The sequence below is a fragment of the Falsiroseomonas oryzae genome (assembly GCF_027856955.1).
Classification (GTDB): domain Bacteria; phylum Pseudomonadota; class Alphaproteobacteria; order Acetobacterales; family Acetobacteraceae; genus Falsiroseomonas; species Falsiroseomonas oryzae.
This window is the reverse complement of record NZ_JAPSMD010000249.1, coordinates 1-7,821: the sequence shown is the minus strand read 5'-3', so window position 1 is coordinate 7,821 and position 7,821 is coordinate 1. Positions and strand designations below refer to the sequence as shown.

The 7,821-nt window shown below is 72.3% G+C and carries 8 protein-coding genes; 7 read left to right on the top strand and 1 reads right to left on the bottom strand.

The features are described from left to right. The 7 genes from OZN99_RS20355 to OZN99_RS20325 form a co-directional block, all read left to right on the top strand. The coding region (locus OZN99_RS20355; RefSeq protein ID WP_333779752.1) for a TRAP transporter small permease at positions 1 to 559 on the top strand (559 nt) is incomplete at its 5' end. Next, complete coding sequence (locus OZN99_RS20350) at positions 559 to 1,881, top strand: TRAP transporter large permease (RefSeq protein WP_270937087.1); 1,323 nt, start codon at positions 559 to 561, stop codon at positions 1,879 to 1,881. The genes OZN99_RS20355 and OZN99_RS20350, both read left to right, overlap by 1 nt. Before the next feature lie 49 nt (positions 1,882 to 1,930). Further along, a complete protein-coding gene (gene pcaF / locus OZN99_RS20345) occupies positions 1,931 to 3,139 on the top strand; it encodes a 3-oxoadipyl-CoA thiolase (protein ID WP_270937086.1) in 1,209 nt (402 codons plus the stop codon). Between the two features lie 95 nt (positions 3,140 to 3,234). Continuing rightward, positions 3,235 to 4,389, top strand: coding sequence for a bifunctional 3-oxoadipate enol-lactonase/4-carboxymuconolactone decarboxylase PcaDC (gene pcaDC / locus OZN99_RS20340; protein ID WP_270937085.1), 1,155 nt, complete (start codon positions 3,235 to 3,237; stop codon positions 4,387 to 4,389). 28 nt (positions 4,390 to 4,417) lie between these two features. Then, a complete protein-coding gene (gene pcaH / locus OZN99_RS20335) occupies positions 4,418 to 5,122 on the top strand; it encodes a protocatechuate 3,4-dioxygenase subunit beta (RefSeq protein WP_270937084.1) in 705 nt (234 codons plus the stop codon). A 13-nt stretch (positions 5,123 to 5,135) separates the two neighbouring features. After that, positions 5,136 to 5,678 (top strand): protocatechuate 3,4-dioxygenase subunit alpha, encoded by a 543-nt coding sequence (pcaG, locus tag OZN99_RS20330; RefSeq protein WP_270937083.1) that lies wholly within the window; start codon positions 5,136 to 5,138, stop codon positions 5,676 to 5,678. 113 nt (positions 5,679 to 5,791) lie between these two features. Further along, positions 5,792 to 7,135, top strand: a complete 1,344-nt coding sequence (locus OZN99_RS20325) for a class-II fumarase/aspartase family protein (RefSeq protein WP_270937082.1) — start codon at positions 5,792 to 5,794, stop codon at positions 7,133 to 7,135. Between the two features lie 7 nt (positions 7,136 to 7,142). Here OZN99_RS20325 and OZN99_RS20320 read toward each other — a convergent pair whose 3' ends face one another. Continuing rightward, positions 7,143 to 7,511: a response regulator gene (locus OZN99_RS20320; protein WP_270937081.1), complete on the bottom strand. Its 369-nt coding sequence runs from the start codon at positions 7,509 to 7,511 to the stop codon at positions 7,143 to 7,145. Positions 7,512 to 7,821: the final 310 nt, after the last annotated feature.

The window sequence follows — 7,821 nt, the reverse complement described above, 5'->3', positions numbered from 1 at the left end:
CGCAGCGCCTGATCGCGCAGAACGCCGGGGCCGCAGGCTGAGCGACGCCCCGCCCGCGGCGGCGCAGGGCCCGGTCGCGGCGCCGCAGGGCCCGATCGCCGCGCTGGCGCGGAGCCTGGCCTTCCTCGGCGGGGCCTCGCTGCTCTTCGCGGGCTGTGTCACCACCGTGTCGGTGCTGCTGCGCTGGACCACCAGCCAGCCGATCCGCGGCGACTTCGAGATGGTCTCCATCGCCGCCGGCATCGGCGTGCTCGGCTTCCTCGCCTACGGCACGCTGATGAAGGCCAACATCCTGGTGGACACCTTCACCACCTGGTTGCCGGCGCGCCTCAACGGCGTGCTGGACGCCTTCTGGACGCTCGTCTGGGCCGCGCTCGCGCTGTGGCTCGCCGAGCGCATGGCCATCGGCGCCTGGGACACCTGGAGGAGCGGCACGCGCACCATCGGGCTTGCCGCGATCCCGTACTGGTGGGCCATCGCCACGGGCGCGCTCTGCTTCGCCGCGACGGGTCTCGCCGCGCTGTGGTGGATCCCGCGCCTGCTCGGCCTGCGCCGCTGATGGCGCCGGAGTTCGCCCTCGCCGCGACCGGCTTCGCGGTGCTGCTCGGGCTGATCGCGCTCCGCGCGCCGGTCGGGCTGGCGATGCTGCTGGTGGGCATCGGCGGCTATGTCCACATCCTGGACTGGGCGGCGCTGTCCAACTACCTCAAGACCACCCCCTACCATCTCTTCGCCAACTACACGCTCTCCGTCATCCCGCTGTTCATCCTGATGGGCGCGCTGGCGGAGCGCGGCGGTCTGGCGCGCGACCTCTTCGCCGCGGCGAATGCGCTGATCGGCCGCAAGCCCGGCGGGATGGCGATGGGCGTGATCGGCGCCTGCGCCTGCTTTGGCGCCGTCTGCGGCAGCTCCGTCGCCACCACCGCCACCTTCGGCCGCGCCGCGTTGCCGGAGCTGCGGCGCTACAACTACGATCCGGGCTTCTCCACCGGCACCATCGCAGTGGGCGGCACGCTGGGCATCCTGATCCCGCCCTCCGTCATCCTGGTGGTCTATGCCATCAGCACGGAACAGAATATCGCCAAGCTGTTCATGGCGGCGCTGATCCCGGGGCTGATCGCCACCGTCCTCTACATCGTCGCAATCGCGATCGTGGTGCGCCTGAAGCCGGAGCTCGGCCCGCCCGGCGAGGCGCCGAGCCCGGCGGAGCGGCGCGAGGCCTTCCTCAATGTCATTCCCGTTCTGCTGATCGCCGTCGTCGTGGTCGGCGGCATCTACGGCGGCGTCTTCACGCCGACCGAGAGCGCCGCGGTGGGCTGCATCGCCACGCTGGCGGTCGGCGTGCTGCGCGGCACGCTGAAGGCACGCCACGTGCGGGAGAGCCTGTTCGCCACCGCCGAGACCACGGCGATGATCTTCGTCATCCTGCTGGGCGCCGAGGTGTTCAACGCCTTCCTCGCCCTGTCCCAGGCGCCGGACCTGCTGGCGCTCTGGATCACCGAGCAGGATTTCCCGCCCTACGGCGTGCTGGTGATCCTGCTGGTCGCCTACATCATCCTGGGCGCGGTGATGGACGAGCTGGCGATGATCCTGCTGACCCTGCCGGTCTTCTTCCCCGTCGTCACCGCGCTCGACTTCGGCCTGACCACGGAGGAGACGGCGATCTGGTTCGGCATCCTGGTGCTGGTGGTGGTCGGCATCGGGCTGACCGCGCCGCCCATCGGGCTGAACGTGTTCGTCATCTCGGGTCTGGCCAAGGACGTGCCGATCGCGCGCACCTATCGCGGCGTCCTGCCTTTCCTTGCCATGGACGTGATCCGGCTGGCGCTGCTCGTGCTGTTCCCGGCGCTGTCGCTCTGGCTGGTCCGCGTCCTCAGTTGACGCGGGGCCGGCCGAGGGGCAAGCCGCGATCCCGAGGAGGACACCGAACATGGCCGACGCCTTCGTCTGCGACGCCGTCCGCACCCCGATCGGCCGCTACGGCGGCGCGCTGAAGGAGGTCCGCACCGACGACCTCGGCGCCATCCCCATCAAGGCGCTCATGGCTCGCCACCCCAACCTGGACTGGGCGGCGGTGGAAGACGTGATCTACGGCTGCGCGAACCAGGCCGGCGAGGACAACCGCAACGTCGCCCGCATGGCCCTGCTGCTCGCCGGCCTGCCGGACAGCATCGGCGGCAGCACGGTCAACCGGCTCTGCGGCTCCGGCATGGACGCGGTCGGCATCGCCGCGCGCGCCATCAAGGCCGGCGAGGCCGAGCTGATGATCGCCGGCGGCGTCGAGAGCATGACCCGCGCGCCCTTCGTGATGGGCAAGGCGCAGGAGGCCTTCAGCCGCTCCGCCGAGATCTACGACACCACGATCGGCTGGCGCTTCGTGAACCCGAAGATGAAGGCGGCGCACGGCATCGATTCCATGCCGGAGACCGCCGAGAACGTCGCGCAGGACTTCCAGGTGGCGCGCGCCGACCAGGACGCCTTCGCCCATCGCAGCCAGCAGCGCGCCGGCAGGGCGATCGCCGCCGGCCGCTTCAAGGAGGAGATCGTCCCGGTGACCATCCCCCGCCGCAAGGGCGACCCGGTGGTGGTGGACACCGACGAGCATCCGCGCCCCGACACCACGCTGGAAGCGCTGGCGAAGCTGCCCACCCCCTTCCGCAAGGAAGGCGGCAGCGTGACGGCGGGCAACGCCTCCGGCGTCAACGACGGCGCCTGCGCCATGCTGGTGGCCAGCGAGGCCGCGGCGCGGAAGCACGGGCTGACGCCGCGCGCCCGCGTGGTCGCCACGGCGACCGCCGGCGTCGCACCCCGCATCATGGGCTTCGGCCCGGCGCCGGCGACGCGCCGGGTGCTGGAGAAGGCGGGACTCAAGCTGTCCGACATCGCGGTGATCGAGCTGAACGAGGCCTTCGCCGCGCAGGCCCTGGCCGTCACGCGCGACCTCGGCCTGCCGGACGACGCCGACCACGTGAACCCGAATGGCGGCGCCATCGCACTGGGCCATCCGCTCGGCATGAGCGGCGCGCGCCTGGTGCAGACCGCGGTCGCCGAGCTGCATCACCGGCAGCAGCGCTACGCTCTGGTGACCATGTGCATCGGCGTCGGCCAGGGCATCGCCATGGTGCTCGAGCGCGTCTGACGCGTCCCGTCCCCTTCCCTGCCCCAGCTTCTCCCTCCCCCGCCGCGCGGGGGAGGGTCGGGGTGGGGGCCCGAAGTCCAGCGAGGAATCGCCCCATGTTCCTCCATCTCGGCGACATCGTCGTCCACGCCCAGGTCGAGGGCCCGCCGCCCTCGTCCGTCGCGCCGCCGGTGCTGATGCTGCATTCCATCGGCACCACGCTGCACGTCTTCGATCCGCAGGCCGCGTCCCTCGCCCGCAACCGGCGCGTCATCCGCATGGACCTGCGCGGCCACGGCTACACCGGCGTCACCCCCGGCCCCTACACCATGTCGCTGCACGCGCAGGACGCGCTGGCGCTGCTCGATGCGCTGGGCGTGGAGCGCGCGCATGTCGTGGGGCTGTCCATCGGCGGGCGCATCGCCCTGCAGATGGCGGCAGAGGCGCCGGATCGCGTCGCCTCCCTGCTGCTGATGGACACCGCGGCGGAGTTCCCGCCGCCCGAGGCCTGGCAGCAGCGCATCGACACGGTGCTGGCGCAGGGCTGCGCCGCGCTGGTGGACACCGTGATGCCGCGGTGGGTCTGCGATCCCTCGCTTGCGTCGTCCCACGGCCTGCGCCGGATGCTGCTGAACACCGACCCGCAGGGCTATGCAGGGTCCGCCGCCGCGCTGCGCGACGCCCGCGCCGCCGACATCGCCGGCCGCATCGCCTGCCCGACGACAGTCGTGGTCGGCGACCGCGACATCGCGACACCGCCGGCCATGGCCGAAGCGCTGCGCGACATGATCCCTGGCGCGCGGCTGGTGACCATCCCGGAAGGCGCACACCTTCCCACGCTGGAATGCGCCGAGGCCGCGACCGCCGCCATCGCCGGCCACCTGGCGCAGTTCGACCCGCAGCCCGGCGCGGAAGGCGGCATGGCCATCCGCAGGTCGGTGCTGGGCGAGGCGCATGTGGCGCGCGCCCAGGCCAACGTCACGCCCTTCGACGCCGCCTTCCAGGACTGGATCACGGCCAATGTCTGGGGCGGCGTCTGGACCCGCCCCGGCCTGCCGCGCCACACGCGCAGCCTGCTGACCCTGGCCATGATGGCGGCACTCGGCCGGCACGAGGAGTTCGAGCTGCACGTGAAGGCCACGCGCAACACCGGCGTCACGCCGGAGGAGCTGTCGGAGGTGCTGCTGCAGGTCGGCGCCTATGCGGGGGTTCCCGCCGCCAATTCCGCGATTAGGATTGCCAAGCGGATCCTGTCGGAAGACGCCGGCTGACACCGGCCGCGAGGAAGGACACCACACGGTGAGCGACCCCGTCACCTATCGCCGGCATCAGCCCGGCACGCAGCCGCCGCTCGACAGCCCGGCCTATGGCAGCACGCACAAGCGGCATCCGAAGCAGTCCCTGCTGCGCGTGCCGCATACGCTGACGGAGACAAGCGCGCCGCGCTTTGACCCCGCGCGCTACAAGGCGCATGCCGACATGAGCCAGGTGAACGGCAAGGGTGCGCTCGGCGAGCGCATCATCGTCGCCGGCCGGATCACCGACGAGGATGGCCGGCCGCAGCGCGGCGTGATGGTGGAGGTCTGGCAGGCCAATGCCTCCGGCCGCTACCACCATCCGCGCGACCAGCACGACGCGCCGCTCGATCCGAACTTCGAGGGGCGGGCGCGCATCTTCACCGACGACGACGGCCGCTACAGCTTCGTCAGCGTGAAGCCCGGCGCCTATCCGTGGCGGAACCACTGGAACGCCTGGCGGCCCATCCACATCCATTTCGGCCTGCACGGCGCCGGCTTCGCGCAGCGCATGATCACCCAGATGTATTTCCCCGGCGACCCGCTGCTGGAGCTGGACCCGATCTTCCACGCCACGCCGGACAAGGCCGCGCGGGAGCGGCTGATCTCGAAGTTCGACCTCGAGATCACGAAGCCGGAATGGGCGCTGGGCTACCGCTTCGACATGGTGCTGCGCGGCCGCGAGGCCACGCCCTTCGAGAACGCCTGAGGGAGCCGCGACGATGACCGCAGCGACCGCTCACCAGACGGCGGGGCCGTACTGGCACATGATCGATTTCCCCGAATGGGCCGACCTGCTCCGCGCCGGCTCGGGCAATGAAGGCGTGCAGGGCGAGAAGGTGATCCTGACCGGCCGCATCACCGATGGCGACGGTGCGCCGGTGTCGGATGGCCTGGCGGAGATCTGGCAGGCGGGACCGGACGGGAAGTACGAGGACGTCTTCCACGGCTTCGGGCGCTGCGCGACCAACGCGGATGGCGAGTTCCGCTTCGTCACGCTGAAGCCCGGCCCGGTGCCGGGCCGCGGCAACGCGATGCAGGCGCCGCACATCCAGATCGCCATCTTCGCCCGCGGCCTCATGCAGCACCTGGTCACGCGCGCCTATTTCGAAGGAGATCCGCTGAACACGGCGGATCCCGTGCTGACGATGGTGGAGGATCCCGCACGCCGCGCGACGCTGATCGCGAATCCCGCCGGGGATGGCGTCTGGCGCTTGGACATCCGCCTGCAGGGCGATGGCGAGACCGTCTTTCTGGACGTCTGACCCGCGCAGGAACCGGGCCGCGACGCGGCCCCGCGCGGACCATCCTTCCTGCCGGGCGCGCCAGCGCGCAGCCAAGCGGCCCCTGGCCGCGCCCGGCGCCTGAGGGCACCGATGTGACCGTCAACCCAGCCGACAGCTCCGTCTATTCCGCCGTCTATGGCTCCGACGCCATGCGCGCGGCCTTGGGGGAGCGCAGCTACCTCGCCGGCATGCTGGCGTTCGAAGCGGCGCTGGCCCGAGCCCAGGCCCGGCTCGGCCTGATCCCGGCGGAGGCCGCGCAGGCCATCACCGCGGCGGCACAGGTGGACCGGCTGGACCTGGCGGCGCTGGCCGCCGCCACACGCAACATGGGCTTCCCGACGGTCGGGCTGGTGAAGCAGCTCTCCGCGCTGGCGGGGCCCGAAGCCGGCCGCTGGACGCATTGGGGCGCCACCACGCAGGACGTGCTGGACACCGCCCTGGTGCTTCAACTGCGCGACGCGCTGGCGCTGTTCGCGGCGGATCTCGACCGGCTCATCGCCGCCTTCGCCGCGCAGGCCCGCGCGCATCGCGGCACGGTCATGGCGGGCCGCACCCATGCCCAGCAGGCCTTGCCCATCACCTTCGGCTACAAGGTGGCACTCTGGCTCGATCCGCTGATCACCATGCGGGAAAGGCTGGCGCAGCTGCGACCGCGGGTGCTGCGGCTGCAGTTCGGCGGCGCGGTCGGCACCCTCGCCTCGCTCGGCGCCGACGGCCCGCGCGTCGCCGCGGAACTCGCGAAGGAGCTCGACCTCGCTCTGCCCGCCATCCCCTGGCACGTCGCCCGCGACGCGGTCGCGGAGCTCGGCTGCTGGTGCGGCCTGCTGGCCGGCACGCTGGCCAAGCCGGCCACCGACGTGATGTGGCTGATGCAGTCCGAGGTCGCCGAGGCCAGCGAGCCCGCCGCGCCGGGCAAGGGCGGCAGCTCCACCATGCCGCAGAAGCGCAACCCGATCGGCTGCGAATACGTGATCGCCCAGGCGCGCGCCGCGCAGGGCCTGGTGCCGCAGCTGCTCGGCGCCATGCTGCACGAGCATGAGCGCGGCGCCGGCCCGATGCAGATGGAGCACCTGGCGCTCGGCCAGGTGCTACTGCTGTCGCATGGCGCTTTGGCGACGATGCTGCCGATCGCCGAGGGCCTGGTCGTGGACGCCGACCGCATGCGCCGCAACCTCGAAGCCGGCGGCGGGCTGATCATGGCGGAGGCGGTGATGATGGGCCTCGCCCCGCATCTCGGCCGGGGTGTCGCGCATGAGGTCGTCCACCATGCCTGCGAGGCTGCAATGGCGGAGGGCAGCACGCTCGGCGCGGCGCTGGCGCGCGAGCCGCGAGTGATGGCGGCGCTCGACGCCGCCGGCATCGCGCGGCTGACCGATCCCGCCGGCTACCTGGGATCGGCGGACGCTGTCACCGACGCGGTGCTGGCGCGGTTGTGACCGCGCGTCAGTGGGCCCCGATCGCGCCTTCCAGCGTCGCAACCGCCGAGGAGAGGGTGAACGGCTTGGCCAGGAACACCGCGTCCGGCAGCGCGCGGAGCGGGTCGGCCTCGCGGTAGCGACCAGAGGCATAGACCACCGGCAGCCGCGGCCGCAGCCGCCGCGCAGCCCGCGCCAGCGCGAAGCCGTCCGCGCCTGGCAGGTTGATGTCGGTCAGCAGCACGGCCAGGTCGTCATGCTCGGCGATCACCCCGAGCGCGGATTCCGCATCCTCCGCCTCCAGGACCTCGAATCCCGCCTCCGCCAGGGCCTCGGCCAAGGTGGTGCGGACCAGCGCGTCGTCCTCGACGAGCAGCAACAGGCGCATGGCTGGCATGGACGGCGCGGTCCTCCCGACAGGCGGCAGCGCTCACCCTGCGCCGCCGTGCCCGGACGTCGCGTGAAACCTGCGTGAGCGGCGGCCTTCACGTGCCACTGGCGCGCGCGGGCGACCGCGGGCAGCATCCCGCTCAACCCAGGGGAGGACCGAGCCATGACCGCCACGACCCGCCGCGTCCTGCTGGCCGCCGCCGGCGCCGCCGCAGCGCTGCCTGCGCGGGCCCAGGCCCCCTACCCCGACCGGCCGGTGGTGATCGTCGCCCCCTTCGCCGCCGGCGGCGCCGCCGACATCGCAGCCCGCACGCTCG

Excerpts from the sequence above, each read along its gene's own strand:
- OZN99_RS20350 (WP_270937087.1), top strand. The coding sequence starts at position 559 with ATGGCGCCGGAGTTCGCCCTCGCCGCGACCGGCTTCGCGGTGCTGCTC.
- OZN99_RS20320 (WP_270937081.1), bottom strand. The coding sequence starts at position 7,511 with ATGCCAGCCATGCGCCTGTTGCTGCTCGTCGAGGACGACGCGCTGGTC.
- pcaG (WP_270937083.1), top strand. The coding sequence starts at position 5,136 with ATGACCGCAGCGACCGCTCACCAGACGGCGGGGCCGTACTGGCACATG.
- pcaDC (WP_270937085.1), top strand. The coding sequence starts at position 3,235 with ATGTTCCTCCATCTCGGCGACATCGTCGTCCACGCCCAGGTCGAGGGC.
- pcaF (WP_270937086.1), top strand. The coding sequence starts at position 1,931 with ATGGCCGACGCCTTCGTCTGCGACGCCGTCCGCACCCCGATCGGCCGC.